The sequence below is a fragment of the Aliarcobacter skirrowii CCUG 10374 genome (genome assembly GCF_003544835.1).
In the GTDB taxonomy this organism is placed as follows: Bacteria; Campylobacterota; Campylobacteria; order Campylobacterales; family Arcobacteraceae; genus Aliarcobacter; species Aliarcobacter skirrowii.
This window is the reverse complement of the sequence record NZ_CP032099.1, coordinates 606,808-633,020: the sequence shown is the minus strand read 5'-3', so window position 1 is coordinate 633,020 and position 26,213 is coordinate 606,808. Positions and strand designations below refer to the sequence as shown.

Here is a 26,213-nt window from a genome sequence, read left to right as displayed (position 1 = left end):
TAGCTACTATTTCAAAATGAATTTAGAAGAGAAATTAAAGCAACTCCCAAATGAAGCTGGAGTTTATCAATATTTTGATAATCAAGGGCATCTATTATATATAGGAAAAGCAAAAAGCTTAAAAAATAGAGTAAAAAGCTACTTTAAATTTAGCCCTACTTTGCAAGCTTCAAGCGATTTAAGTCCACGAATTTATAAGATGATTAGTGAAACATCCTCTTTAGAGTGGATTGTTGTACCAAATGAGCACGATGCTTTAATTTTAGAAAACTCCTTAATAAAACAGCTAAAACCAAAATACAATGTACTTTTAAGAGATGATAAAACATATCCATATATTTTTGTAAATTTAAATGAGGATTTTCCACGACTTGAGATAACAAGAAAAATAGAAAAAGGTAAAAATATAAAATATTTTGGTCCATATTCAAGTGGTGCAAAAGATATGCTTGATAGTATCTATGAGATAGTTCCACTGGTGCAAAAAAAATCTTGTGTAAAGGGTAAAAAAGCTTGTCTATTTTTTCAAATAGGTAAATGTTTAGCTCCATGTGAAGATAAAATCTCTAAAGAGGATTATAAAAAGATTTTAGATGAGGCTTTAAGTTATATCTACAATAAATCAAAAATCTTGACAAAACTAAAAGAGAAAATGCTTTTTTATTCACAAAACTTTAGATTTGAAGAGGCACTTGTATTAAGAGATAGAATAAAAACTATTGAAAAATCGCAAATTAAAACAGGAATTGATTTAACATCAAATGATGATTTGGATATTTTTGCAATAAAATCTAGCAACAAAAAAGCTGTAATTGTAAGAATGTTTATAAGAGATGGAAAATTAGCATCTTCAAACTATGATTTTATGAAATCAAATGATGATGTTGAGTTTGATATACAAGAGGCTTATAAAAGAGCTATTATAAACTACTACTCAAATGATTTGCCAATAATTCCAAAAGAGATACTTGTAGCAAATGAGATTGAAGAGCTTGACTCTATAGAGGATTTTTTATATCAAAAATTTAGTAAAAAGATAAAAATAGTAAATCCAAAAATAGATAAAAAAGCTACTATTGTAAAAATTGCTTTAAATAACTGTGATGAGCTTTTAAGATTGGAGAGTATTAAACAGCAAAACTCTATTTATAGTGAAATAAAAGAGCTATTCTCTTTAAAAAATAGTCCAAACATAATAGAGAGTTTTGATAACTCTCATTTAATGGGACAAGCAAGAGTTGGAGCTATGGTTGTTTGGAATAGCCAAATAGAGAGTTTTGATAAAAAATCATATAGACACTACAATCTTGAATCACTTGATGAATACTCACAAATGAGAGAACTTCTTCTTAGAAGAGTTGAGAGTTTTGATAAAAACTCTCCTCCTGATTTATGGCTTATTGATGGTGGTTCAACTTTGCTAAATTTAGCTTTTGAGATAGTTTCTTCTATTGGGGTAAATTTAGATATTATTGCCATTTCAAAACAAAAAGTAGATGCAAAAGCTTATAGAGCAAAGGGAAATGCAAAAGATATACTACACTTTATTCAAAATAAAGAGATAAAAAGTATAAATCTTCTTCCAAGTGATAAAAGATTGCAATTTGTTCAAAGATTAAGAGATGAAGCTCATAGATTTGCTATTAGTTTTCATAAAAAACAGAAAAGAAAAGAGGACAAAGATATCTCTTTTCTTCAAATAAAGGGTATTGGTGAAGCAAAAATCAAAAAACTACTTCTTTATTTTGGAGAGTTTGAAAAGATAAAAAATGCAACATTTGATGAGTTAAAAACTGTTTTAAATCAAAGTGATGCACAAAATATAGTTGATTATTTTAAAAAGGATAAAAGTGGCGAAGATATTAATAAACAAGGATAATCTTTTTTACAATCTTGAAGTTATTAGTAAAAAAGCAACAAACAAAGATAAAGTTGCTGTTGTTTTAAAAGATAATGCATATGGTCATGGATTAGTTGAGATTGCAAAACTATCAAGTGAGTTTGGAATAAAAAAAGCTGTAGTTCAAACAATAGAAGATGCAATAAAAATAGAACAATTTTTCTCCTATATTTTAGTGCTTGCAGATAGCACTTTTCACAACTATTCACATACTTTTCACATAGCAATAAATAGCCTTGAAGATATAGCAAAAGTACCGCAAAATGCAAATGTTCATTTAAAAATCGATACAGGAATGCATAGAAATGGTGTAAGCATAGATGAGATAGAAGTGGCTTTTTTAGGGCTTTTGAAACAAAAAGCGACTATTACAGGGGTTTTTACACACCACAGAGATGCTGATACTTTAAGCACAGATTTTTTTTGGCAAAATTCAAATTTTTCTAAAGCAAAATCTAAGGTAAAAGAGGTATGTGAAAAACTTTTTTTACCAATCCCATCTTTTCACTCTTGCAATTCAAATGCACTTTTTAGAGTGAATAATTTTGACTCTTTGGGTGATGATTTTGCTAGAGTTGGAATTGCTACTTATGGATATTTTGATTGTGATGAAGTTTTTGATTTTGCTAAATTAAAACCTGTAATGAGTCTTTGGGCATCAAAAATGGCAACTAGAACTTTAAAAAAAGATCAAAGCCTTGGTTATGGTGGAACATTCCGTGCCAGTGAAGATATGGTTGTTTCTACTTATGATATTGGATATGGAGATGGTTTTTTAAGATTAAATGAAAATCACAGCTACACAACTCCAAAAGGCTATCAAGTTTTAGGTCGTGTTTCTATGGATAATTTAACAATAAATAGTGATGATGAAGAGGTTTGTCTTTTTGAAGATGTTACAAATTTAGCAAAAATTCACAACACAATAACTTATGAAATAACTTGTAGCTTAAAAGAGAGTATAAAAAGAGAGATTATTTAGAGTTTCATTAAGATTAAATTAAATTCTGCCTATAATTACGGTCAAAAAACTTTAACCAAAATAAGCGGAGAGATTAAAATGAATTTTATAAAAAATTCAGTTATTGCAAAAGTAGTATCTGTATCAATAATATCAATATCTATTTCAATGGCTATATTAACTTTTTTAGTTGTTAATAATAGTTTTGAGATGATGAAAACAAATACTGAAAAAACTGTTCAAAAAGAGTTGTCTTTATTAATAGAAAATATAAATACCTTCAATAAAGTTGCAAAAAGTGGTGCAAATCTATCTGGTGACATATTTTTAAGTATGTTAAATGATATTAAAATAGATAATTCAAAAAACATAGAGATTGAAAATTTAAAAACTCCTGCTTTATATATAAATGGAGATTTAGTAAATTTAAATTTTGATTTGGTTGATAAATTTACACAAATTACTAATGGCTCTGTTGCTACAATATTTGTTAGAAAAGATAATGATTTTATTAGAGTATCTACTAGCTTAAAAAAAGAGAATGGAAATAGAGCTATTGGAACTAAACTAGATAGCAATCATCCTGGATATAAAAGTGTTTTAGAGGGAAAATCTTATTTAGGAAAAGCCTTGTTATTTGGCAAAGAGTATATGACTAAATATATTCCTATAATAGAAGATAATGAAGTTATTGCAATAGCTTTTATAGGTTCTGATATTAGCTCTGATTTAAATGATTTAATGCAAACTATTAAAAATAGAGTTATAGGAGAAAGTGGTTACTACTACATTTTAAACTCAAATATAAATGATAAAAAATATGGAGAGTTTATCTCTCATCCAACATTAAGCAAAAAATCTGGTTTAGATATTTCAGATAAAAATGGAGTTTATATTGTAAAAGAGATTTTAAATAAGAAAAATGGCAATCTTACATATATTTGGAATGATGAAGAGAAATTTACAGTATTTGAAAACTTTGATGAATGGAATTGGCTTTTAGTTGGTGGAGTTAATTCAAATGAAATTTTTAAAGATGCAAATAAACTGATGTATTTAATCATCACACTATCTATTATAACTTTAGTTGTAATATCTATCTCTATTTTTATAACTTTAACAATATCTTTAAAATCTCTTAAAAGAATCAAAGATGGGTTATTGTCATTTTTTAGATATTTAAATAAAGAGAGTAATAGTATTGAAAAAATTGCTATTGATTCAGAAGATGAGTTTGGGATTATGGCTAAACAGATTAATGAAAATATTGAGAAAGCAAAAAAAGCAACAGATGAGGATAGAAAATTAATCGATGAAACAGTTGCTGTTTTATCAGAGTTTGAACATGGAGATTTATGTCAAAGAATTAATATTGAAGTTTCAAATCCTGCATTAATGGAATTGAAAAATGTATTAAACAGAATGGCAAATAATCTTGAATCAAATATTGAAAATGTATTAAATGTATTAGAGCAATACTCTAACTATAACTATCTAAATAAAATATCAACAAAAAATTTAAAAGAACATCTTTTAAAACTTGCAAATGGCGTGAATACTTTGGGTGATTCAATTACTCAAATGTTAATTGAAAACAAATCAATTGGATTAAAACTTGATGAGAGTTCAAATATATTACTTAAAAATGTAGATAAATTAAATATAAGTTCAAATGAAGCAGCCGCATCTCTTGAACAAACATCAGCATCTTTAGAACAAATTACATCAAATATTAGAAGCAATTCACAAAATGTATCAAAAATGACTCAACTATCACAAAAACTTCTTAACTCTTCTATTGAGGGTGAGAAACTTGCAAACCAAACAACTGCTTCTATGGAAGATATTAGTAGTCAAGTTTCTGAGATAAATGAAGCAATAAGTGTGATTGATAATATCGCATTTCAAACAAATATTTTAAGCCTAAACGCAGCTGTTGAAGCAGCAACAGCTGGTGAAGCTGGAAAAGGATTTGCAGTTGTTGCTGGTGAGGTTAGAAACTTAGCAAACAGAAGTGCAGAAGCTGCAAAAGAGATAAAAAATATTGTTGAAAATGCAACATTAAAGGCAAATCAAGGTAAAGAGATTGCAAACTCTATGATTGAAGGGTATAAAGAGTTAAATGAAAATATAAAAAACTCTTCAAAACTTATTTATGATATTGAAAACTCTTCAAAAGAGCAACTTTTGGGTATTGAACAGATTAATGATGCTGTAAATAGTTTGGATGAACAGACTCAACAAAATGCACAAATAGCATCTTTAACTCATGATGTTGCAGTTGAAACTGATGAGATTGCAAAAATGGTAGTAAAAAAAACAGATGAAAAAAAATTTGTAGGAAAAGATAGTATAGATTTTAAAAAGTTATTATAATTTTGAATGAATTTTAAATTCATTCAAAATATTTTTTATAGCATATTGTTTAAAATTTGCTCTAAATCCATTCATCTCGCTTCCAGTTGCAGCAAGAGTAATTATGTCAAAACAGGTAGAGCCTTTTTTATTTGCTCTTTATCTACTAACTTAACAAAACCCTATATAAATCATAATCTTGTATAATAAAAGCTATTTTGAATAATTTTTTAAAGGCAATAGATGAAATACAATTTTGATAAAGTGATAAATAGAAAAAATACAGACTGCTATAAATGGGATACTACAAAAGATGGAGTGATTCCTATGTGGGTTGCTGATATGGATTTTGAAGTTGCAAAGCCTATTGTGGATTCTATTATAAAAAGAGCAAAGCATCCAGTTTTTGGCTATACAATGGTTCCAAATGAGTATTTTGAAGCTGAGATTAGTTGGTGGAGAAAAAGATTTAACTATGAGATAAAAAAAGAGCATATTATTCCAACAGCTGGTGTAATTCCATCTTTAAGTGCAATAATTCAAACTTTTTGTCAAAAAGATGACAAAATCTTAATTCAATCGCCTGTTTATCACTACTTTAATATAGTTATACAAAACAATTATTGTAAAGTTATAACAAATAATTTGATATATAAAGATGAAAAATATGAGATAGATTTTGTTGATTTTGAAGAGAAACTAAAAAATGATAGACCAAAACTATTTATATTATCAAATCCTCATAATCCTGTTGGGAAGGTTTTTTCAAAAGATGAGTTGCAAAAAATTGGAGAGTTGTGTTTAAAATATGATGTTTTGGTAATAAGTGATGAGATTCATAGGGATTTGGTCTTCAAAGATTATATCTTCACACCTTTTGCATCTATAAATAAAGAGTTTGAACAAAACTCTATTACTTGCACAAGTGCTAGTAAGACATTTAATATTGCTTCTTTAAAAGCCTCAAATATAGTTGTGGCAAATAAAAAACTAAGAACAATTTTGGATAAAACTCTAAGCAAAAATGAGATGAAAGGAGTTAATGTTTTTGGGATTTACTCTTTGATTAGTGCTTATGAAGAGTGTGAAGATTGGCTTTTTGAACTACTTATTTATCTTGAAAAAAATAAAAACTTTTTGGAAGATTTTATAACAAAAAATATCCCAAACCTAAAAGTAGTGAAAGCCGAAGCTACATATCTACTATGGATTGATATAAGCTCTCTTGGCTTAAACTCAAAAGAGTTTACAAAAAAACTAGAAGAGCTAGGAAATGTAAGAGTAATCTCAGGAGTAACTTTTGGAGAAAATGGTGATAATTTTATAAGAGTAAATATAGCAACACCTCTTGAGATTTTAAAAGAGGCTTTAGAGGGTATAAAAAAAGCTGTTGAAAATTTATAATATTTTTTTATTTATTTGCAACTAAATTATGGTATCATTTTGCTATGAGTAAAAAAGATAAGCTTTTATTAAAATTTTTAGAAAATCCACCAAAAAAAGATTTAACTTTTAAAGAGTTAAATACATTATTGATATCTTTAGGGTTTATAAAAATTGAAGGTGCTGGTTCTGCTGTTAAATTTTACAATAAAGATAAAGATTTATTAATAAATCTACATAAACCGCATCCAAGTGATATTTTAAAAGTTTATCTTATAAAACAGATACAAAACAAACTTAAGGAGTTTTTATAATGGCAAATATTATTGAGTATAATGGTTATATAGGAACAATTGAGTATTCACAAGAAGATAAATGTTTTTTTGGAAAAATAGATATGATAAATGATTTAGTAACATTTGAAGCACAAAATGCAACTGAATTGGAAGAAAATTTTAAAAATGCAGTTGATGAATATATATTGACTTGTAAAGAGCTAAATAGAGAACCACAAAAAGCATTTAAAGGTGTTTTTAATGTACGAACAGGAAGTGAACTTCACAAACTTGCAGTTTTAAATGCTACAAAAATAGGTGTTTCTCTAAATACCTATATTAAGAATTTGATAGAAAAAGATAGTAAATTGTCTTTAAATTAGGGCATAGGCCATCTTCTCTTTTTGGCTATTTGCTCTATTAAAAATCAGTTCAGCTGCTGTTTGTCCATGAATAGCAAAATGAAGTTTATTTTGTACTTTTGCAAAAAAGTTTTTAGTTGTTTCATCATCTTTATTATAATCAACACTTGTAGAGTAAATATCTGTTAGTTTTTGATAAAACACTCTTTCACTAACTCTTATCTCTCTTATCTCTTCAAGTAATCTATCAAAATAGTTTTGACCTAAAAATGAGCCATTTTCTAGTCTTTTTTTATCAAGAACAAATCCTTTTATAGCAAACTCTTTTAATACACTTGTAGCCCACTGTCTAAACTGTGTAGTTTTTTTTGAATTTACTCTATATCCAACAGAAATTATTGCATCTAAGTTATAATATTTTGTATTGTAAGTTTTACCATCATTTGCAGTATGTCGGAATTCCCGACATACTGATTTTTCATCTAATTCTTCACTTTCAAATATATTTTTTAAATGTTCTGTAATAGTTGTTCTACCTTTATCAAAAAGCTGTGCTATCATATTTTGAGTAAGCCAAACCGTTTCATCAAATACTTTTACCTCAATACTATCTTCTTTATTTTGTGAAGTAAAAATTAAAAATTCAGCTGTACTATTTCGTATTTGTTTATCCATTTATATCTTCCAAAACATACTCTTTTTTATTTTCAAGGCAAAAATCCAAAAAGAGTTTAAAAGCAAAATTTACCTCATCTTGATTATATCCAGCAACAGATATTACAACTCTTCTTTCTTCACCAATAATCTTTGGCAAAGATGAAAACTCAAGGTGTGTTGGGATTTTTTTCATAACTTCAATTAAGTCATTTTCACTACTTACAATTGTCACTGTTTTTCTATATTTTTTGATATTTGATTTTGTATAGTGTCTATCCAAAGCCTCCAAAACCATACTTTGACTCATAGATGGAAATCCTGGTGTGAAAAAGAATCTATCTTCTAAATAAAATCCAGCTACATCATTTACAACATTTTTTAGAAGTTTTGCATTTATTGGAAGATACGCCATATTTACTCTGTGAGGATAGGCTTCATCTTTAAATCTATTTTCGATTCTCTTCTTTGCCTCTTCGTGAAACTCCATTTGTGAGTTCGTAAAAGCATCTGCAGCTATTTGTCTTGTAAAATCATCTGGAGTTGCTCCAATTCCACCAAAACAAAACATCACACTATTCTCATCAGATTTTATAAGATTAAATATTTTTAGCATCAGCTCTTTATCATCTTCAATCACAAAAGATGCTTTATGTTCCCAACCACGCTTTAAAAGCTCCTGATTTAAAAATGCAAAATGAGCATCTTTTCTTCTGCCATTTAAAAGTTCAGTTCCAATAATTACGCTATAAAAATTTACTCTCTTTTTCACTATTTAAAATCTTTTTTAAATTATTTTTGACAAAATGAAACTATCCATCTCATCTACAATCTCTTCTATAGTTCGCTCACCATCTATTTTTTTCAAAATATTTTTTGATTCATAAAAATCTTGAATAGCTTTTAAAGGCTCTATATATACACTCATTCTGTTGTTAAATACTTCAACCTTATCATCATCTCCCCTATTTCTTCCAAGCACTCTATCTTTTGCAACTTCTTCGCTTACAACTACCTCTATACAAGAAACTAGCTCTAACTCTTTCTCATTTTTCAAATACTCATCCAAAGCACTCATCTGCTCTAAACTTCTAGGATATCCATCTATTATTATTGTAGGTGTTGGAGCATTTTTTATAGCATTTATTATAGTTTGTATAGCTATTTTAATTGGTACTATATTTCCAGCATTTACATATTTTGCTATCTCTTTTCCTATTTCGCTATTTTTTGCCATCTCAGCTCTTAGCATATCGCCTGTACTATAGTGAGTTATATTTTCATGTTTTTTTGCTATAAGTTCGGCATCTGTTGTTTTTCCACTTCCAGGTGCTCCAATAATTAAAAATAGTTTTTTCATTCATTTCCTTTTATTTTTAAAGCAATTATTGTATCAAAAATCGATTAAATTCCTAATCTACTATCTATAACTTATCTACTATTAAATCCTTTTTTACTACAATAAGCGAAAAAATTTTAAGGATAAAATATGAATTTAATGCTATTTGGAGCACCAGGAGCTGGAAAAGGAACTCAAGCTAAATTTCTAATTGAGAAGTACAATATCCCACAAATCTCAACAGGAGATATCTTAAGAGCAGCAATTGCAGACAAAACAGATATGGGAATGGAAGCTAAAAAATTTATGGATGCTGGGCAATTAGTTCCAGATTCTACTATTATTGGAATTATCAAAGATAGACTAGCTGTTGCTGATTGTAAAAATGGATTTATTCTTGATGGTTTTCCAAGAACTTTGGCTCAAGCTGAGGCTTTAAGTGAACTTATGGAAAATATGAAAATTAAACTTGATAAAGTTATCTCTTTAAATGTTCCTGATAGCTTAATTGTAGGAAGAATTACAGGAAGAAGAGTTTGTTCTGGTTGTGGAGCATCTTTCCATGTTGAGTTTAATCCTTCAAAAAAAGATGGTGTTTGTGACTATTGTGGTGGAGAATTAACTATTAGAAAAGATGATAATGCAGAGACTGTAAAAAGCAGACTTGAAGCATACCACTCTCAAACGGCACCACTAATTGATTTTTATAAAAAAATGGGTCTGTTTATGGAACTTGATGGTACAAAAGATGTATCAGAAGTTACAAAAGATATGATAAACGCTTTAGCTTAAATATTTTAAAGTAACCATTTTTGGTTGCTTTATATTAAATTTTCAACCTTGCATCCCTAAATTATTGCTTTTTTTATTTTTAGCAAACTCTTTTTTTGCAACTACTATCTCTTTTTGTCTCTCTTTTCTTAATGTATCTTTTTCAACAAATATCTTCTTTTTTGTAAAAGGGTCCAACTCTGTATAGTACATAACAGCTGAATAAGTTCCAGGTGTTGGAGTAAAAACTTGTGCTTGTTCTGGATTAATCTTTAATTCATGAGTTGTAAACTGTTTAAGCTCATGCATATGGCTCTCTTTGCACCCTGGATGAGCAGCTATTAGATAATATGTTAAAAACTGTTTTTTACCACTTGTTTTATTTAAATCATCAAACATCTTTTTAAACTCAATAAGTGATTGTTTACCAGGTTTTCCCATATGATGAAGCACTTCATCACTTGTATGCTCAGGTGCAATTTTCATTTGACCTGATATATGATGGTCAATTATCTCTTTTAAATACTCTTTTCCATGATTTTTATCAGCAGCTATAAAATCGTATCTAATTCCTGAAGCTATAAATGCTTTTTTAACCTTTGGAATAGCTCTTATATCTTTTAGAAGTTTGATGTTTCTGCTATGATCTACTTTCATTGTACGACAGAGTCTATGAGCATCTACACATCTTTTATTATCTATACAAGTTCCAAGATTCATCTTCTTTTTGCACTCATAACCATACATATTGGCTGTTGGTCCTCCAACATCAGAGATTATTCCTTTAAAATCTTTAAGTGTTGTAAAATGTTTTGCTTCACTTAAAATATTTTGTTCACTTCTTGTTCTTATGGTTCTTCCTTGATGAGCTGCAATCGCACAATAGTTACACTCTCCCCAACATCCATGATGAGTCATAATTGAGAATTTTATAGTTTCCAATGCCTTTACTTTTCCATCTTTTGCATGATATGGATGCAAATCTCTTTGATATGGATAAGAGGCTATTTTATTCATCTCATTTTCTTCTAAATACCTACTTGGTGGATTTTGTATTAGAAATCTGCCATCTACTTCTTGGCAAAGACCTTTTGAATACATTGGGTCGTTGTTATCATAAAAAGCTCTAAATAGATCAATATATTTCTCTTTATTCTCTAAACACTCTTTGTGCGAAGGAATTTGTAAATACTCTTTTACAGGCTCTTTTGAGATATAACAAAGTCCTGCAATAGTTCTTACATCTTTACCCTCTTTTAAATAAAGTCCTAAATCTATTATTGCTTGTTCACCCATTCCATAAATCATATAATCAGCCTTAGAATCAAATAAAATTGGTTTTCTAAGAGTGTTTGACCAATAATCATAGTGAGTAAGTCGTCTTAAACTAGCTTCTATTCCACCTAAAACAATAGGAACTGTATTTTTAAAATATCTTCTTATTAAATTTGTATAAACTAAAGTAGCCCTATCTGGTCGTTTGTTGTTTTTCCCACCTGGAGTATAGTCATCATCATTTCTAAACTTTTTTGTAGCTGTATAGTTTGAAACCATAGAATCAATACTTCCACCACTAACTCCCCAAAACAGTTTTGGCTCCCCTAGTCGTTTTATATCAACATCACTATTAATATCTGGTTGTCCAATAATTCCAACTTTAAAACCAATATCCTCTAAAATTCTTCCAACAACAGCAATTCCCATAAAAGGAGAATCAATATACGCATCACCTGTTATTAAAACAACATCAAGTTCATCCCACCCTCGCTGTTTCATCTCTTCTTTTGTTGTTGGTAAAAATCTATTTTGTTTATTCATAATTCTTCTTTTATATTTTAAGTTTTAAAGTAGTTTTTAGGAAGATTGTTTTAAGAGATTTATTTTGTATGTAAAAAGCTAAAATTAGCTTTCTACACTTTTTCTCACACGAATATGTAACTCTTTTAATTGAGCTTCATCAACGCTTGATGGAGCTTGAGTTAATAGACATTGAGCTTTTTGAGTTTTAGGGAATGCTATAACATCTCTTATTGAATCAGTTCCAGCAAGTAACATTATCATTCTATCAAGACCTAATGCAAATCCTCCATGGCTTGGTGCTCCATATTGTAAAGCATCAAGCAAGAATCCAAACTTCTCTTTTGCTTCCTCTTGACTAATTCCCATTAGTTCAAATACTTTACTTTGAATCTCTTCTTTGTGAATTCTTATACTTCCACCACCAAGTTCTGTTCCATTTAAAACAATATCATAAGCAATTGATTCAATCTCTTCTAAATCCTCTTTGTTTAAATCTTTTGGCATTGTAAATGGATGGTGAAGTGCTTTTGTTCTTCCATCTTCAACTTCAAACATAGGGAAATCAACAACCCATAAAAACTCATAAGAATCTTTTGGAATAATATTCATCTCATTAGCTAAAAATAATCTAAATCTTCCCATATAATCCCAAACAGTTTTTTTATCTCCTGCTCCAAAGAACACTACATCTCCAACTTCAAGATTTGTAACTTTTACAATCTCTTCTAAATCAGCTTCACTAAAGAATTTTGTAAGTGGACCTTTAAGTCCATCTTCTTTCATTTGGAAATATCCAAGCCCTTTTGCTCCAAATTTTCTTACATAATCTTCAAAACCTTTCATCTGTCTTTTTGAGAAGATATTATCCCCATTTGGACATCTTAATGCTTTAATTCTATTATTCTTTTTATCTTTTGCAATATCTGTAAATATTTCATTTGTTGATTTTTCAAAAATATCAATAACATCAATTAAAGGCATATCAAATCTTAAATCAGGTTTATCACTACCGTAACTCTCCATTGCTTCACTATATTTCATTCTTCTAAAAGATGATGGAATTTTTTTACCACATTTTGTAAATATATCATAGATTAATTTCTCAGCAACAGCTATAACATCCTCTTGAGTACAAAAACTCATCTCAACATCTATTTGAGTAAATTCAGGTTGTCTATCTGCTCTTAAATCTTCATCTCTAAAACATTTTGCAATTTGAAAATATCTATCAAATCCAGCAACCATTAAAAGTTGTTTAAACAACTGTGGAGATTGAGGAAGTGCATAAAACTCACCTGCATGAACTCTTGATGGAACTAAATAATCTCTTGCACCCTCTGGAGTTGATTTTGTTAAAATTGGAGTTTCAACATCTAAAAATCCTAACTCATCAAGTGTATTTCTAGCTTGAATAGTAGCTTTACTTCTTAATTGGAAAATATCAAAGGATTTTTTACTTCTAAGCTCTAAAAATCTATTTCTTAGTTTTATCTCATCATTTACTTTCTCATCATTTATATCAAAAGGCATAGCTTTGCTTCTATTTTCAATAATAAGATTCTCTAAAATAATCTCAATTTTTCCAGTCTCTAAGTTTGGATTTTCTAACCCTTCACCTCTTGCTCTTACAGTTCCAGTTGCAATTAAAACATACTCATCTCTTACAGTTTCAGCAACTGCTAAGGCATCTTTACAATCTTGTGGATCAGCAACAAGTTGAACTAAACCACTTTTATCTCTTAAATCTATAAAAATAATCCCACCGTGGTCTCGTCTGCTATTAACCCATCCAGCTACTGTTACTTTTTCTCCTATTAAATTTTCTCTTACACTACTACAATAATGTGTTCTCAAAATTAATCCTTTTTCCTAAATAATTGGCGATTTTATCTAAAACCTACTTAATTTCTACAAATCCAAAAGCTGTACTAATATACAATTTTGGAATATATATAGCTTGATTATTTTCAACTTTTGTTGAAACAATTTCATTATTACCTTTAAGTAAATAGTTTACTCCAACTAATGTTGAATAATCTACCCACTCATAACTAATATTTCCACCAAAATTTGAAATATTATCTTTTAACTCACTTGAAACTCTATCTATAGAGTTTGCTATTAAAAGTCTCTCTCTATCTTTATCTTGAGTTAGAGTCATTAAAATTGGATCATATAAAACTTGCGTTGCAAATATAATTTTTGGATCTATCTCATTTGCTCTAAGTTGAGAGAGTATTAAAGAGCTCTTTACAATATCCAAGTTTAAAAATATAAAACTATCATTTAATCTATCATCTTTTACAATATTTTTAAAGTTTGTATCTGTTCTTTTTATATCTTTTTGAATAGATGTAGTTATATTTAACTCATCATAACTATGTTTTAATTTATTTCCTAAATAAGTATCTAGATAAAAAAGTACATTATCTGAATCACTATATTGACTTAGCTTTTTCAACTGTTCACTATAAGATATTGCACCAAAAACAGTATTTTCACTTAAAACTAAATTTTCATCACCTAAAACATACTCTTTTTTCTCAATTAAAGGAAAATATATTTTAAAGTTATCAATTTTAATCTCTTTTAAATTATTTACACTCTCAGGTGTAAATAGAGCTACTACATTTTTAATCTCTAAATCTTCTAGCTCATCCATAACTCTTTGCATATTTTCTAAACTCTCATCAAGAGTATCTATAGCTATAAGATTATATTTTTCATCTATAAAATTTAGATATCCCAAAATAGTATTTATAGAGCTCTTAGCATATCTGCCAACTAATTGTGATGGATAGATAAGTGCTACATTTATTTTGTTATTTTTTGGATTAAAGTAATAAGAGCTATCTTTTTTTTCAAAAGGATCAATTATCTCCTCTTGTATTATTGAATCAATTGGTTTAATTATCTCAATATTTGAATCTTTAATCTCTATTGGAGTATCTTCTGTTTTTAAATCTACAACTTGTTTTTGATAACACCCTACAAATAAAAATGCTACAAATAAAATATTAATTAAATACTTCAATTTATCTCCTCATACAATTTTTTAATTTTTAATAAATCTTCAAATGCCTCTTTTTTAAAAGATGGATTCTTTAATAAAAAAGTTGTTGAATAAGTTCCTATGAATAAAGATTTATTAAAATTTAAAATTTCTCCTCTTTTTTGAGAAAAATCTTCACCATCTTTTAATAAATAACTAAAAACTCTCTCTCCAAAAGCAACAATAATTTTTGGTTTTACAATATCTAATTGCCTAAATAAGTAACAACTACAACTATCAAAATTTTCAATAGTAGCTTCACTTCTTCCTCTACATTTTACCAATGTAGTAATATAGACATCCTCTTTTTTTAGTTTTAAAACTTTTTCTATCATATTAAGTAACATATCACCACTAATACCTGAATAAAATGAACCTAGCTCATCTTCACTTTTTGTTGGTTCATCACAAATAAAAACTATTTTACTATTTAAATTTCCATACGAAAAAAGAGGATTTTTTCTACTTTTTGAAAGTTCACATAAATGACAATTCTCAACTCTTGCTTTAAGTTCATTAATATCAGAAGAAAGAGTAGAATCACAAGATGAACTCTTTTGTAAAACTATATCCTGAGCATAATTAAACCCAAAAAGTTTTAAACTGTGTAAATATCTTAAAATTTCTGCTTTTTTTGTTTTTGTCATATGGGATTTTACTAAAAATTTACTTTAGTGTTGATTGAAGTATTAAATGAAGCATTAAAGCTTCATTTAACTATTTTTTTCTATGTACTATTCTGCCTTTATCAAGTGAATAAGGCGTAATTTCTACTGTTACAGTATCATTTGGTAATATTTTTATATAGTGCATTCTCATCTTTCCTGAGATATGACACAAAACTATATGTCCATTATCTAACTGTACTCTAAACATTGCATTTGGTAAAGCCTCTATAACTTTTCCATCAATTACGATTACATCATCTTTTGCCACATTTTTCCTTTAATCTTCTATCTTACTTAAAATAACTGCTCGTCCATCAACAACAGCAACTGTATGCTCATAATGGCTACCTCTTAAACCATCAGCAGATACAACATCCCAACCATTATCTAAAATAACTGGATTTCTATCTTTCTGACAAATCATAGGTTCAATACAAAAAACCATACCATTTTTTATTTTTGGTCCAGATTTTGCATTTCCGTGTTCCAAGTAATTAGGAATTTCAGGATCTTCATGTGGTTTTCTTCCAATTCCGTGTCCACAAAATCGAATCAATGGAACAAATCCTCTAGCAACTATAAAATCTTCTATTGCTTTTGATAGTTCTTTAAATCTCATGCCCTCTTCAATAATTTCAATTGCATAATATAAAGCATCTTTAGCACAAGCAATTAATTTCTCATCTTCTTTTGAAATCTTTCCAATTGGCATAGTAATTGCACTATCACCATACCAACCATCAACTTCTGTTCCAATATCAAGACCTAAAATATCTCCCTCTTTTAAAACAGTATCAGATGGAATTCCATGAATTATAACCTCATTTAATGAAGTACAAACTGCATTTGGAAATCCATAAAGTCCTTTAAAAGCAGCTCTTGCTCCTAGGCTTTTAATTACTTTTTCGCCCATAGCATCAACCTCTTTTAAAGTCATACCTGCTTTTACATTCTCTTCAAGATATTTTAATGTTTTAGCAACTGCTTGATTTGCAATATAAAGTTTTTCAATCTCATTTGGTTTTCTAAGAGCGATAGACATTTTTATAGTCCAACCGCACTTAGAGTTTGATATTTATTTGAGTATTGTTGAGCCTCTATTTTTCTCATAGTATCAATAGCAACCTGAACTACGATTAAAACTGAAACACCACCAAAATAAAATGGTACTCCCATAGCTTTTACAACTAACCAAGGAAGTGTTGAAATTAATCCAAGATAAATAGCTCCCCAAAATGTTAATCTACCAGCTACATCATTTAAATAACCAGCTGTTCCCTCTCCTGGTCTAATTCCAGGAATGAATCCACCTTGTCTTTTTAAATTTTCACTAATATCTTTTGCATTAAATGTAATTGATGCATAAAAGAATGCAAAGAAAACTACAAATAAAAACATAAATAGGTTAAAAGTATAAGAACTAGGATTTAAATAATCAGCAATTGTCACTAAATAAGGATTTTGTGAACCCTGTAATACAGTTGCTGGGAACATTAAAATCGCACTTGCAAAAATTGCTGGAATAACTCCACTTAAATTTACTTTAATTGGAATATAGTTCATTATTCTTTTATTCTGATTTTGCATAACTACTTTTCTTGAGTATGAAACAGGAACTCTTCTCTCTCCTAGTTCAACATAAATAATAGCTCCAACTGTTGCTAAAATTACAAGTAAAATACCAATAACAGTTAAAATACTCATTTGACCGTTGTTTACTAACTCAACTGTTCCACCAATAGCACTTGGAATTGCAGAAACTATACCTGCAAAGATAATCAGTGATATACCATTTCCAATACCTCTTTGAGTTATTTGCTCTCCAATCCACATTAGAAGCATTGTTCCAGTTAACATTGAAATAGCTGAAACTGCTATAAATGTATTCATATCAATAGATATTGCTGTTTGACCGTTTTGACCAGTTAAAGAGTTTAATCCAATTGATACTCCAATTGATTGTATTAAAGTAATAACAATAGTTGTATATCTAATGATTTGCATATATTTTTGCATTCCATCTCGCTCTTTTTTAAGTTTTCCAAGCGATGGAAAAGTTGCTGCTAGAAGCTCCATAATAATAGAAGCTGTAATGTAAGGCATAATTCCTAGTGAAATAATACTCAATCTCTCAACTGCATTACCACTAAACATATTAACTAATCCTAATGCATTATCTGCATTTGAATCAAAGAACTCTTTAACTACATCAATATTAACTCCAGGTACTGGCACGTATGCCAGTAATCTGTAAAGAAAAATAAAGCCTAATGTAATAAGAATCTTATTTACTAGATCTTTACTCATAATTAATTTCCAGTAGTTGTAACGTTTTCGTCTTTTATTTTTGCACTTAAATTTTTAGCTGTTGAACCAATAAGTTTTACTTTTTCAACAGTTCTTGATAATTTATATACACTTTTAATAGTTTCAAGTGTAATCTCTGGTAATTCAGCAACTGCAGTTATTTTATCTACATTTAATGAATAAGGTTTAACTACTCTTGAAGTAAATCCTACTTTTGGAAGTCTTCTTGAAAGTGGTTGTTGACCACCTTCAAAACCTCTTTTTACATTGTAACCAGATCTAGCTTTTTGACCTTTGTTACCTTTACCAGCAGTTTTACCGTTACCGCTTCCTTGTCCTCTACCTTTTCTTTTAGCCGCTTTTGTGCTACCACAAGCAGGTTTTAAATTTTCTAATAACATATTCTTATCCTTTTATTCTTGATAATGCTTCAACAGTAGCTTGTACAAGGTTATTTGGATTATTTGAACCTAAAGATTTTGCAATAATATCTTTTAATCCAGCAAGCTCAAGAACAGGTCTTGCAGCTCCTCCAGCGATTAACCCAGTTCCCTCAGAAGCTGGTCTTAATAATATTTTACTTGCATTATACTTGTGTTCAATATCATGTGCTATTGTAGTTCCTTTAATAGAAACCGTAACTAAGCTTTTAAATGCATCATCTAAAGCTTTTTTAATTGCATCTGGAACCTCTTTTGCTTTTCCTGTTCCAAACCCAACTGTACCGTTTTTATCTCCAACAACAACTAAAGCTGTAAATCTGAATCTTCTTCCACCTTTTACAACTTTTGTTACTCTTCCGATTTTAACGATTGCTTCTTGAAATTCTTCTCTATTTACTGCCATCATTAATCCTTATAATTTAATACCATTTTCTCTTAATGCGTCAGCAAATGCTGCAACAACACCATGATAAAGATACCCGTTTCTATCATAAACAACAGCTTCTATACCAGCTGCTTTTAATTTAGAAGCAAACTCAGCTGCAACTTTAGAAGCATTCTCTTTATTTCCACTTAAACCCATAGCTTGAGAGCTAATTGCTGCTAAAGTTCTACCTTCAACATCATTTATAGCTTGTGCACTAATGTATTTGTTAGATTTAAAAATCGATACTCTTGGTTTATCTGCTGTACCAGAAATAGTAGCTCTAACTCTCTTTTTTCTTTTAATTCTTAAAGCAATTTTTTTTGCTAAATCTTTTTCTCTACTCATAGTTACACCTTACTTCTTAGCCGTTTTTCCAGCTTTTCTGATGATTCTTTCATCAGTATACTTAACACCTTTACCTTTGTATGGTTCTGGTTTTCTAAAGCCTCTAATAATTGCAGCAGCTTGACCAACTTGTTGTTTATCTGCACCTTTAACAGTAATGATATTTTTCTCAACAGAGATATCTAAACCTTTAGCAATTTCAAAATTAATTGGATGAGAATAACCTAAAATTAACTCTAAAACATTACCTTTTACAGCTGCTTTATATCCAACTCCATTGATTTCTAAAGTTTTAGTAAATCCTTCATGAAGACCATTAATTGCATTTGCAGTTAATGCTCTATAAGTTCCCCAGAAAGCTGCTGATTCTTTTGTCTCACCAACTTTTGAAAGAACTACTTGATTATCTTCAATTTTTGCATAAACTCTTCCATGAGTTTCAACTGTTGAAACATTGTTTCCTTTTTTAACACTAATAAGTGTTCCATCTATTGTTACTTCAATTCCAGCAGGAATTGCGATAGGTTTTTTACCAATTCTAGACATTACACCCTCCTACCAAACAGTACAAAGTACTTCACCACCAACATTAGCAGCATATGCTTCATCGTTAGCAATGATACCTTTGTTTGTTGAAAGGATAATAGTACCGTATCCGTTTTTGAAATTTTTAATTTCTGAAGCTGGTTTATAAACTCTTCTTCCTGGTTTTGAAACTCTTACAATTTCGTTAATTGCTGATTTCTCTTTATCATCATATTTTAATTCAACTTGAATTGTCTTTTTATTATTTTGTCCATCAATAACTTTAAAACCAGAAATATACTCTTTTTGTAAAAGTACATTTACTACACCAGCAACTGTGTTAGAGTGTAATAGTGTTGTAACTTCTAATCTTCTCATAGAAGCATTTCTAATTCTAGTTAAAGCATCTGCGATTAAATCATTCATCATAGCTTTTTTCTCCTACCAACTAGCTTTTCTAACACCAGGTAATAAACCTTCGTTAGCCATTTTTCTTAAACAAACTCTACATAGACCAAAATCTTTATAAACTGAGTGAGGTCTTCCACAAACAGAACATCTTGTGTATGCTCTTACAGCAAACTTAGGTGTTCTTTTTTGTTTAGCGATCATAGATTTTTTTGCCATTACGCTCTTCCTTTAGTAAATGGAATTCCAATTAACTCTAATAGTCTATAAGCTTCTGCATCAGAAGTTGCAGTTGTAGCAATAGAGATATTCATTCCATGTGTTTTAATGATGTTATCATAAACTACTTCTGGGAACATCAATTGTTCATCAAGTCCAAAGTTAAAGTTTCCTCTTCCATCAAATCCATTTTTATTTACACCTCTGAAATCTTTTACTCTTGGTAATGCAATATTACAAAGCTTATCTAAGAAGTGATACATATTTTCACCTCTTAATGTTACTTTAACTCCAACAGGCATTCCTTCTCTTACTTTAAATCCAGCAACAGATTTTTTAGCAATAACTTTAACCGCTCTTTGTCCAGCAATTAAAGAGATTGTATCTTGAATATTTTGGATTAATTTAGTATCTTTCATAGCTTCACCAGCACCAACAGAGATAACAACTTTCTCAACTTTAGCTGTTAAAGTTTTGTTTTTAGCAAACTCTGTTTCAAGAACTGGTTTAATCTCAGCTTTATATTTTTCTAATAATCTTGATGCCATATTTTACCCTTCCACTTTTGCCACATTTGAAATATCAATTGGCATCTCTTTATTTATAAATCCACCATCTGGATTTTTCTCTTGGTCTGGTTTAACAGTTTTTTTAGCAACTTTGCAATCTTTAACAATTACTTTGTTCTTTTTTGGTAATACTTGTAAAACTTCTCCAGTTTTACCTTTATCATCACCAGCGATGATTTTAACCATATCACCTTTTTTAATTTTTAATTTAATAGCCATTATAATACCTCCGGTGCAAGTGAAACGATTTTCATAAATCCTGAATATCTAACTTCTCTGGCAACTGGTCCAAAAATTCTTGTTCCAATAGGCTCTCTTTTAGCATCTAAAATAACAGCTGCATTATCATCAAATCTAATTAATGAACCATTCTCTCTTTGTACCTCTTTGTGAGTTCGTACAATTACCGCTTTTACTACTTGACCTTTTTTGATTCTTCCAGTTGGTAGAGCTTTCTTAACAGAAGCTACAATTACATCTCCAACAGTTGCATATCTTCTTTTAGAACCACCTAAAACTTTGATACACATAATCTCTTTAGCACCAGTATTATCAGCTACATTTAATCTTGTAAAACTTTGAATCATTATTTAACTCCTGTAGCAACTATTGTCTTAAGTCTAAAAGATTTAGTTTTTGACAACGGTCTACACTCAACTGCAATAACAGTATCACCTTCATTTAACTCATTTTTTTCATCATGAATTAAATATTTTTTAAATCTTTTAACAGTTTTGTGATATTTTGGGTGTAAAACAGATCTAGTTACTAAAACAGAAGCTGTTTTATCTCCTGATCTTTTTACTACTACACCTTGAATCTCTCTTTTATGTGACATACTAGATCCTTAGTTAGCTTTAACAGCTGTAATAGCAGTCTGAATTCTAGCAATATCTTTTTTTGCTACTCTTAACTCAGATGTATTTGTTAACTGCATAGTTTTTAGCTTAGCTTTTAATTCAAAAAGAAGCACCTTTTTCTCTTTTAATAACGCTTGTAATTCGCTCAAGCTTTTATCTTTAATATCAGTATAGTTCATTTTCGCTATCTCTTGTTACAAATTTAGTTTTAAATGGTAGTTTATGCATAGCTAAAGCTAAAGCTTCTCTTGCTAAATCTTCATCTACTCCAGCCATTTCAAAACATACTCTTCCTGGCTTAATATTCATTACCCATTTATCAACTGAACCTTTACCTTTACCCATTCTTGTTTCTAATGGTTTTGCAGTAAGTGGTTTGTCAGGGAACACCATAATCCATACTTTTGCTTGTCTTTTTACTTTTCTTGTCATTGCAACCCTAGAAGCTTCGATTTGTCTTGAATCTACTCTTCCGTGTTCAACTGCTTTAATTCCAAAATCTCCGTAAGCTAAAGAGTTACCTCTGTGAGCTTCACCTCGATTTCTTCCTTTCATCATTTTTCTAAATTTTGTTCTTTTAGGCATTAACATAATTATTTACCTCTTTTCTTTGCTGGTCTTCTTTTTGGTTTAGACTCAGTTGATTCAGATTTCTCAGCTGGAATTCCTTTTGCAAGAACTTCACCTTTGAATATCCAAACTTTAATACCAATACAACCATAAGCTGTATGAGCTTCAGCAAAACCATAATCAATTCTTGCTCTTAAAGTATGTAATGGAACTCTTCCTTCTAAATACCACTCAGTTCTTGCCATTTCAGCTCCACCAAGTCTTCCAGAAACAGATACTTTAATACCTTTTGCTCCACTTTTTAGTGCATTTTGCATAACTCTTTTCATAGCTCTTCTAAATGCAACCCTTCTTTCTAACTGTTGAGCAACATTTTCAGCTGATAAAAGAGCAGAAATTTGAGGTTTTCTTTCCTCTTTAATATTAACTGCAATCTCTTTACCAACAAGTTTTGATAAAGAATCTTTTAATTTCTCAACATCTGCACCTTTTTTACCAATGATAATTCCAGGTCTTGCAGCAACAACTGTAACTCTTACTTTTTTTGCAGTTCTTTCAATAACTGTTTGAGCAATTCCAGCATAATATAACTCTTTTTTAACAAATTTTCTAATTTTGTCATCTTCTGCTACATTTGCAGGCATTGTTTCAAATTTTGGAAACCATCTTGATTCCCAGTTTCTATTAATTCCTAATCTTAAACCTATTGGATTAACTTTTTGACCCATTACTTGTCTCCTTTTGTAGATGCTGCTACTTCAATCATGATATGTGCTGTTGGTTTATGCTTTGGAGAAGCTGAACCTCTTGCTCTTGGAGTAAATCTTTTAAGAACTGGTCCTTTATCTACTCTAGCACTTGTAATAACTGCATCTACTGGATCTAAACCAGAGTTTGCAACAGCTGAAGCTATAACTTTTTTAATAATTGCAGCTGCTTTGTTTGGTGTAAATTGTAAAGATGCAATAGCATACTCTGCATTCATACCTTGAACTTCTTTTGCAATTAATCTAGCTTTAATAGGAGAAACTCTAATAAATTTTAATATTGCTCTTGCCATTATTATGCCTTTCTTTGAACAGAACCTTTATGGCCCTTGAATGTTCTAGTTGGTGCAAACTCACCTAATTTATATCCAACATGGTTCTCTGTAATATTTACAGGAACAAAGTTTCTACCATTATGTACATTAAATGTTATACCAATCATATCTGGAAGAATTGTTGATCTTCTTGACCATGTTTTAATTGGTTTTTTATCTTTTGAACTATTAGCAGCCACTACTTTTTTCATTAAGTGTGAATCTACAAAAGGTCCTTTTTTTACTGATCTTGCCATCTTAAACCCTTACTTCTTTCTTCTTGAAATGATTAGTTTATCACTAGCTTTTTTCTTTCTAGTTTTATAACCTTTAGTTGGCATACCCCATGGAGTAACAGGGTGTCTTCCAGAGTTAGTTTTACCTTCCCCTCCACCGTGTGGGTGATCAATAGGGTTCATTGCAGATCCTCTTGTTTGAGGTCTAATTCCAAGGTGTCTATTTCTTCCAGCTTTACCAACAACCATATTTATATAATCCTCGTTTCCAACTACACCAATTGTAGCCATACAAACTCCAAGGATTTTTCTCATCTCACCTGATGGTAATCTTAAGATAACATATTTATCTTCTCTTCCCATAATTTGTGCATATCCACCAGCAGATCTAGCAAATTGTGCACCTTTTCCAGGTTTTAACTCAATATTATGAACCATTGTTCCAACAGGAATACTTGCTAATTGCATTGCATTACCTGGTAAAATATCAAGTCCAGAAATAGCAGATTGTACTTTATCTCCAACTTTCATACCTGAAGGTTGAATAATATATCTTTTATCTCCATCAACATAAGAAACTAAGCAGATTCTGCAGTTTCTGTATGGGTCATACTCAACAGTAGCAATTGTACCTTCAATTCCAAATTTATCTCTTTTGAAATCAATAATTCTATAAAGTTTTTTTGCACCTGCTTCTTTGTGTCTTGATGTAATTCTTCCATTATTATTTCTACCAGCATTTGCTTTTACTCTTACAAGTAAAGATTTTACTGTTGGTTTTGAAGTAATATCAGAACTCTCAATAACTGACATAAATCTTCTAGCAGGAGTGATTGGTCTAAATTTTTTAATTGACATTATTTACTCCTTATGCTGATAGGTTCGCAATAGCTGCGCCCTCAGGTAGCGTTACATAGAATTTTTTAAAGTCAACTCTTTTTCCAAGTTTTCCTCTAAATCTTTTAACTTTACCATCTTGTCTTAAAGAGTTAATTTTTGTTGGAGTTACTCCAAAATACTCTTTAAACACCTCTTTTAAACTAGTTTTTGTCATTCTTGGACTTGTTTGAACAACAATAACACCATTTTCTTGAAGCTCAATTGTTTTTTCTGTATATAAAATTGATTTAATATCTGTAATATCTGCCATCTTAAGCCTCTTTTGTTAATGCTTCTAGTACTGATTTTTCAATTAGTACAGAGTGATATACTGCAAGTAAATAAGCATTTACTTCTTGCTTTTCAATCATATAACAGTTTTTAAGATTTCTAAATGCTAAATAAGTTTTCTCATCAATTGAATCAACAACAATTAATGTATCTCTTTTATTTAATTTACTTAAAACTGCAACCGCATCTTTAGTTTTACCTGACTCAAGATTAATTGAATCAACAACAAAAAGTGAACCATTGTTTGCTTGTGCATTTAAAGCATATTTAAGTGCTAAAGCTTTTTGTTTTTTATTTACTTTTTGCTCATAGTTTCTTTTTGTAGGACCAAATATAACACCACCACCAACAAACAGAGGTGATCTTTTAGAACCCCATCTAGCTGCTCCAGAACCTTTTTGAGCTTTAGGTTTTTTACCACCACCGCTTACTTGAGCTCTTGTTTTAGCTGCTGCTGTGTTTGATCTTAAAGCTGATAAATATGATTTAACATATAAATATAAGTTATGTCTATTTATCTCTTCGTAACTAGCTGGTAAAACTACTTCACCACTATTTTCAAATTTTGTATTTAATACTATTGCCTTACTCATTTAGCAACCTTTACTTTACCTAATGTTCCATTTGCACCAGAAACTGAACCTTTTACAACTAAGATTCCAGACTCTTGATCAAATGATAGAACTTCATTTTTTACAGATACATTTGTATTTCCGTATTGTCCTGGCATTTTTTTACCTGGTTGAACTCTTCCTGGGAACTCACAGTTACCAATTGAACCTGTTCTTTTACCCATTCTATGCCCGTGAGCATTTCTTCCACCAGCAAAATTCCATCTTTTAACAACCCCAGTGAATCCTCTACCTTTTGTTCTAAAAGTAGTTTTTACAACTTTAGCTTCACCTAAACCAGAAACATCTAAATCTCCAGCTTCACTGTTTGCTACATTTAGAGTTACAAATCTATTAAACTCTTTTGAAAGTTTATATTTTTTTTGTTGCCCCTCAATAGCTTTGTTAAATTTTTTACCATTGCTATAAGATACTAGTGCTACACCATCAGTAACTTGACATACTTTCGCATCAAGAACTTTTAAAAGTGTAACAGCAGTACTTGGAACAGAAACTGTTCTACTCATACCGATTTTTTGAACTATAAATTCCATCTTGTATTACCCTTTCTTCTTATTCTTGACCCATTGATCTTACTTCAACATCCACTTCAGGAGCTAAATCTAGTTTCATTAAAGAATCAACAGTATCTGCAGTTGCAGAGATAATGTCTATAATTCTTGTGTGAACTCTAATCTCAAATTGCTCTCTTGAGTCTTTGTTTACGTGAGGACCTTTGATAACTGTATATCTTCTGATTTTTGTAGGAAGAGGGATTGGACCTCTTAAATCAGCACCAGTTCTTTTAACAGCTTCAACTATTGAAGCAACACTTCTGTCTAAAACTCTATGATCGTAAGCTTTAAGCTTTAATCTGATTTTTTCCATATATTTTTTTCCTTTAAAGAACTCGTTAGATACC

General features: G+C 29.9%; 37 protein-coding genes. 7 read left to right on the top strand and 30 right to left on the bottom strand.

Going from position 1 to position 26,213, the window contains the following annotated elements; translation table 11 throughout:
* Positions 1 to 16: 16 nt before the first annotated feature.
* The 6 genes from uvrC to ASKIR_RS03380 all read left to right on the top strand — a co-directional run bounded on the left by uvrC (position 17) and on the right by ASKIR_RS03380 (position 7,257).
* On the top strand, positions 17 to 1,879 hold the full coding sequence (uvrC, locus tag ASKIR_RS03405) for an excinuclease ABC subunit UvrC (protein WP_115588476.1): 1,863 nt from the start codon (positions 17 to 19) through the stop codon (positions 1,877 to 1,879).
* Entirely contained in the window at positions 1,851 to 2,882 is a 1,032-nt protein-coding gene (locus tag ASKIR_RS03400) for an alanine racemase (protein WP_115588475.1), read from the top strand. Before uvrC ends, ASKIR_RS03400 begins: the two co-directional genes overlap by 29 nt.
* A 78-nt stretch (positions 2,883 to 2,960) precedes the next feature.
* Entirely contained in the window at positions 2,961 to 5,237 is a 2,277-nt protein-coding gene (locus ASKIR_RS03395; RefSeq protein WP_066356385.1) for a methyl-accepting chemotaxis protein, read from the top strand.
* A 222-nt stretch (positions 5,238 to 5,459) separates the two neighbouring features.
* Complete coding sequence (locus tag ASKIR_RS03390; RefSeq protein WP_115588474.1) at positions 5,460 to 6,620, top strand: MalY/PatB family protein; 1,161 nt, start codon at positions 5,460 to 5,462, stop codon at positions 6,618 to 6,620.
* Between the two features lie 44 nt (positions 6,621 to 6,664).
* Positions 6,665 to 6,913 (top strand): type II toxin-antitoxin system HicA family toxin, encoded by a 249-nt coding sequence (locus tag ASKIR_RS03385; protein ID WP_115588473.1) that lies wholly within the window; start codon positions 6,665 to 6,667, stop codon positions 6,911 to 6,913.
* Positions 6,913 to 7,257 (top strand): type II toxin-antitoxin system HicB family antitoxin, encoded by a 345-nt coding sequence (locus ASKIR_RS03380; protein ID WP_066351012.1) that lies wholly within the window; start codon positions 6,913 to 6,915, stop codon positions 7,255 to 7,257. Before ASKIR_RS03385 ends, ASKIR_RS03380 begins: the two co-directional genes overlap by 1 nt.
* Here ASKIR_RS03380 and rhuM read toward each other — a convergent pair.
* Genes rhuM through ASKIR_RS03365 form a run of 3 tightly spaced genes read right to left on the bottom strand, consistent with a single transcriptional unit; the run spans position 7,249 to position 9,250 of the window.
* Positions 7,249 to 7,911 carry a RhuM family protein gene (gene rhuM, locus ASKIR_RS03375; RefSeq protein WP_115588472.1) on the bottom strand — a complete coding sequence of 221 codons (663 nt, stop codon included), beginning with the start codon at positions 7,909 to 7,911 and terminating at the stop codon, positions 7,249 to 7,251. The two genes, ASKIR_RS03380 and rhuM, sit on opposite strands and share 9 nt — an antisense overlap.
* Positions 7,904 to 8,662, bottom strand: coding sequence for a competence/damage-inducible protein A (locus ASKIR_RS03370; protein WP_228254649.1), 759 nt, complete (start codon positions 8,660 to 8,662; stop codon positions 7,904 to 7,906). Before ASKIR_RS03370 ends, rhuM begins: the two co-directional genes overlap by 8 nt.
* 15 nt (positions 8,663 to 8,677) lie before the next feature.
* Positions 8,678 to 9,250, bottom strand: coding sequence for an adenylate kinase (locus tag ASKIR_RS03365; RefSeq protein ID WP_115588470.1), 573 nt, complete (start codon positions 9,248 to 9,250; stop codon positions 8,678 to 8,680).
* Positions 9,251 to 9,379: 129 nt separating this feature from the next.
* On the opposite strand from ASKIR_RS03365, the gene ASKIR_RS03360 reads away from it, so the two are divergent.
* Entirely contained in the window at positions 9,380 to 10,021 is a 642-nt protein-coding gene (locus ASKIR_RS03360) for an adenylate kinase (protein ID WP_115588469.1), read from the top strand.
* Between the two features lie 42 nt (positions 10,022 to 10,063).
* On the opposite strand, the gene ASKIR_RS03355 is transcribed toward ASKIR_RS03360, so the two are convergent.
* From ASKIR_RS03355 to rpsJ, 27 genes are all read right to left on the bottom strand, one after another.
* Positions 10,064 to 11,818, bottom strand: coding sequence for a YgiQ family radical SAM protein (locus tag ASKIR_RS03355; RefSeq protein WP_115588468.1), 1,755 nt, complete (start codon positions 11,816 to 11,818; stop codon positions 10,064 to 10,066).
* Positions 11,819 to 11,902: 84 nt separating this feature from the next.
* Positions 11,903 to 13,654, bottom strand: a complete 1,752-nt coding sequence (gene aspS, locus ASKIR_RS03350) for an aspartate--tRNA ligase (RefSeq protein WP_115588467.1) — start codon at positions 13,652 to 13,654, stop codon at positions 11,903 to 11,905.
* 43 nt (positions 13,655 to 13,697) lie between these two features.
* Positions 13,698 to 14,834, bottom strand: a complete 1,137-nt coding sequence (locus tag ASKIR_RS03345; protein WP_115588466.1) for a hypothetical protein — start codon at positions 14,832 to 14,834, stop codon at positions 13,698 to 13,700.
* On the bottom strand, positions 14,831 to 15,499 hold the full coding sequence (locus tag ASKIR_RS03340; RefSeq protein WP_066351021.1) for a uracil-DNA glycosylase: 669 nt from the start codon (positions 15,497 to 15,499) through the stop codon (positions 14,831 to 14,833). Before ASKIR_RS03340 ends, ASKIR_RS03345 begins: the two co-directional genes overlap by 4 nt.
* 70 nt (positions 15,500 to 15,569) lie before the next feature.
* The gene (infA, locus tag ASKIR_RS03335) at positions 15,570 to 15,788 is read right to left on the bottom strand and encodes a translation initiation factor IF-1 (protein ID WP_066161653.1); all 219 of its coding nucleotides are present in this window, start codon (positions 15,786 to 15,788) and stop codon (positions 15,570 to 15,572) included.
* A gap of 9 nt (positions 15,789 to 15,797) precedes the next feature.
* The gene (gene map, locus ASKIR_RS03330; RefSeq protein WP_066161655.1) at positions 15,798 to 16,562 is read right to left on the bottom strand and encodes a type I methionyl aminopeptidase; all 765 of its coding nucleotides are present in this window, start codon (positions 16,560 to 16,562) and stop codon (positions 15,798 to 15,800) included.
* A gap of 2 nt (positions 16,563 to 16,564) precedes the next feature.
* Positions 16,565 to 17,827: a preprotein translocase subunit SecY gene (gene secY / locus ASKIR_RS03325; protein WP_066161657.1), complete on the bottom strand. Its 1,263-nt coding sequence runs from the start codon at positions 17,825 to 17,827 to the stop codon at positions 16,565 to 16,567.
* Between the two features lie 2 nt (positions 17,828 to 17,829).
* Positions 17,830 to 18,228, bottom strand: a complete 399-nt coding sequence (rplO, locus tag ASKIR_RS03320) for a 50S ribosomal protein L15 (protein ID WP_066161659.1) — start codon at positions 18,226 to 18,228, stop codon at positions 17,830 to 17,832.
* A gap of 4 nt (positions 18,229 to 18,232) precedes the next feature.
* The gene (gene rpsE / locus ASKIR_RS03315; protein ID WP_066161661.1) at positions 18,233 to 18,673 is read right to left on the bottom strand and encodes a 30S ribosomal protein S5; all 441 of its coding nucleotides are present in this window, start codon (positions 18,671 to 18,673) and stop codon (positions 18,233 to 18,235) included.
* Between the two features lie 9 nt (positions 18,674 to 18,682).
* Complete coding sequence (rplR, locus tag ASKIR_RS03310; protein ID WP_066161663.1) at positions 18,683 to 19,042, bottom strand: 50S ribosomal protein L18; 360 nt, start codon at positions 19,040 to 19,042, stop codon at positions 18,683 to 18,685.
* Positions 19,043 to 19,051: 9 nt separating this feature from the next.
* Complete coding sequence (gene rplF / locus ASKIR_RS03305) at positions 19,052 to 19,588, bottom strand: 50S ribosomal protein L6 (RefSeq protein WP_066161665.1); 537 nt, start codon at positions 19,586 to 19,588, stop codon at positions 19,052 to 19,054.
* Positions 19,589 to 19,597: 9 nt separating this feature from the next.
* Positions 19,598 to 19,996, bottom strand: coding sequence for a 30S ribosomal protein S8 (gene rpsH, locus ASKIR_RS03300; protein ID WP_066161667.1), 399 nt, complete (start codon positions 19,994 to 19,996; stop codon positions 19,598 to 19,600).
* A gap of 12 nt (positions 19,997 to 20,008) precedes the next feature.
* A complete protein-coding gene (locus ASKIR_RS03295; RefSeq protein ID WP_066161669.1) occupies positions 20,009 to 20,194 on the bottom strand; it encodes a type Z 30S ribosomal protein S14 in 186 nt (61 codons plus the stop codon).
* On the bottom strand, positions 20,194 to 20,742 hold the full coding sequence (gene rplE, locus ASKIR_RS03290; protein WP_066161671.1) for a 50S ribosomal protein L5: 549 nt from the start codon (positions 20,740 to 20,742) through the stop codon (positions 20,194 to 20,196). Before rplE ends, ASKIR_RS03295 begins: the two co-directional genes overlap by 1 nt.
* A 3-nt stretch (positions 20,743 to 20,745) precedes the next feature.
* A complete protein-coding gene (gene rplX / locus ASKIR_RS03285; RefSeq protein ID WP_066351024.1) occupies positions 20,746 to 20,982 on the bottom strand; it encodes a 50S ribosomal protein L24 in 237 nt (78 codons plus the stop codon).
* Entirely contained in the window at positions 20,982 to 21,350 is a 369-nt protein-coding gene (gene rplN, locus ASKIR_RS03280; protein WP_066161675.1) for a 50S ribosomal protein L14, read from the bottom strand. Before rplN ends, rplX begins: the two co-directional genes overlap by 1 nt.
* Positions 21,350 to 21,601 (bottom strand): 30S ribosomal protein S17, encoded by a 252-nt coding sequence (gene rpsQ, locus ASKIR_RS03275; RefSeq protein WP_066161677.1) that lies wholly within the window; start codon positions 21,599 to 21,601, stop codon positions 21,350 to 21,352. Before rpsQ ends, rplN begins: the two co-directional genes overlap by 1 nt.
* Positions 21,602 to 21,610: 9 nt before the next feature.
* Entirely contained in the window at positions 21,611 to 21,802 is a 192-nt protein-coding gene (gene rpmC, locus ASKIR_RS03270; protein ID WP_066161680.1) for a 50S ribosomal protein L29, read from the bottom strand.
* On the bottom strand, positions 21,789 to 22,214 hold the full coding sequence (gene rplP, locus ASKIR_RS03265; protein WP_066161682.1) for a 50S ribosomal protein L16: 426 nt from the start codon (positions 22,212 to 22,214) through the stop codon (positions 21,789 to 21,791). The genes rpmC and rplP overlap by 14 nt, the downstream gene beginning before the upstream one ends.
* Positions 22,215 to 22,216: 2 nt before the next feature.
* Entirely contained in the window at positions 22,217 to 22,921 is a 705-nt protein-coding gene (gene rpsC, locus ASKIR_RS03260; protein WP_066161683.1) for a 30S ribosomal protein S3, read from the bottom strand.
* Positions 22,921 to 23,253 (bottom strand): 50S ribosomal protein L22, encoded by a 333-nt coding sequence (rplV, locus tag ASKIR_RS03255; RefSeq protein ID WP_066161686.1) that lies wholly within the window; start codon positions 23,251 to 23,253, stop codon positions 22,921 to 22,923. Before rplV ends, rpsC begins: the two co-directional genes overlap by 1 nt.
* A gap of 2 nt (positions 23,254 to 23,255) precedes the next feature.
* Positions 23,256 to 23,531: a 30S ribosomal protein S19 gene (gene rpsS / locus ASKIR_RS03250; RefSeq protein ID WP_066161688.1), complete on the bottom strand. Its 276-nt coding sequence runs from the start codon at positions 23,529 to 23,531 to the stop codon at positions 23,256 to 23,258.
* 9 nt (positions 23,532 to 23,540) lie between these two features.
* A complete protein-coding gene (rplB, locus tag ASKIR_RS03245) occupies positions 23,541 to 24,368 on the bottom strand; it encodes a 50S ribosomal protein L2 (protein WP_066161690.1) in 828 nt (275 codons plus the stop codon).
* A gap of 10 nt (positions 24,369 to 24,378) precedes the next feature.
* Positions 24,379 to 24,660, bottom strand: coding sequence for a 50S ribosomal protein L23 (locus ASKIR_RS03240; RefSeq protein WP_066161694.1), 282 nt, complete (start codon positions 24,658 to 24,660; stop codon positions 24,379 to 24,381).
* Position 24,661: 1 nt separating this feature from the next.
* On the bottom strand, positions 24,662 to 25,273 hold the full coding sequence (gene rplD, locus ASKIR_RS03235) for a 50S ribosomal protein L4 (protein WP_066351026.1): 612 nt from the start codon (positions 25,271 to 25,273) through the stop codon (positions 24,662 to 24,664).
* The gene (gene rplC, locus ASKIR_RS03230) at positions 25,270 to 25,845 is read right to left on the bottom strand and encodes a 50S ribosomal protein L3 (RefSeq protein WP_066161698.1); all 576 of its coding nucleotides are present in this window, start codon (positions 25,843 to 25,845) and stop codon (positions 25,270 to 25,272) included. The genes rplD and rplC overlap by 4 nt, the downstream gene beginning before the upstream one ends.
* A 19-nt stretch (positions 25,846 to 25,864) precedes the next feature.
* Entirely contained in the window at positions 25,865 to 26,179 is a 315-nt protein-coding gene (gene rpsJ, locus ASKIR_RS03225; protein ID WP_066161700.1) for a 30S ribosomal protein S10, read from the bottom strand.
* Positions 26,180 to 26,213 lie beyond the last annotated feature (34 nt).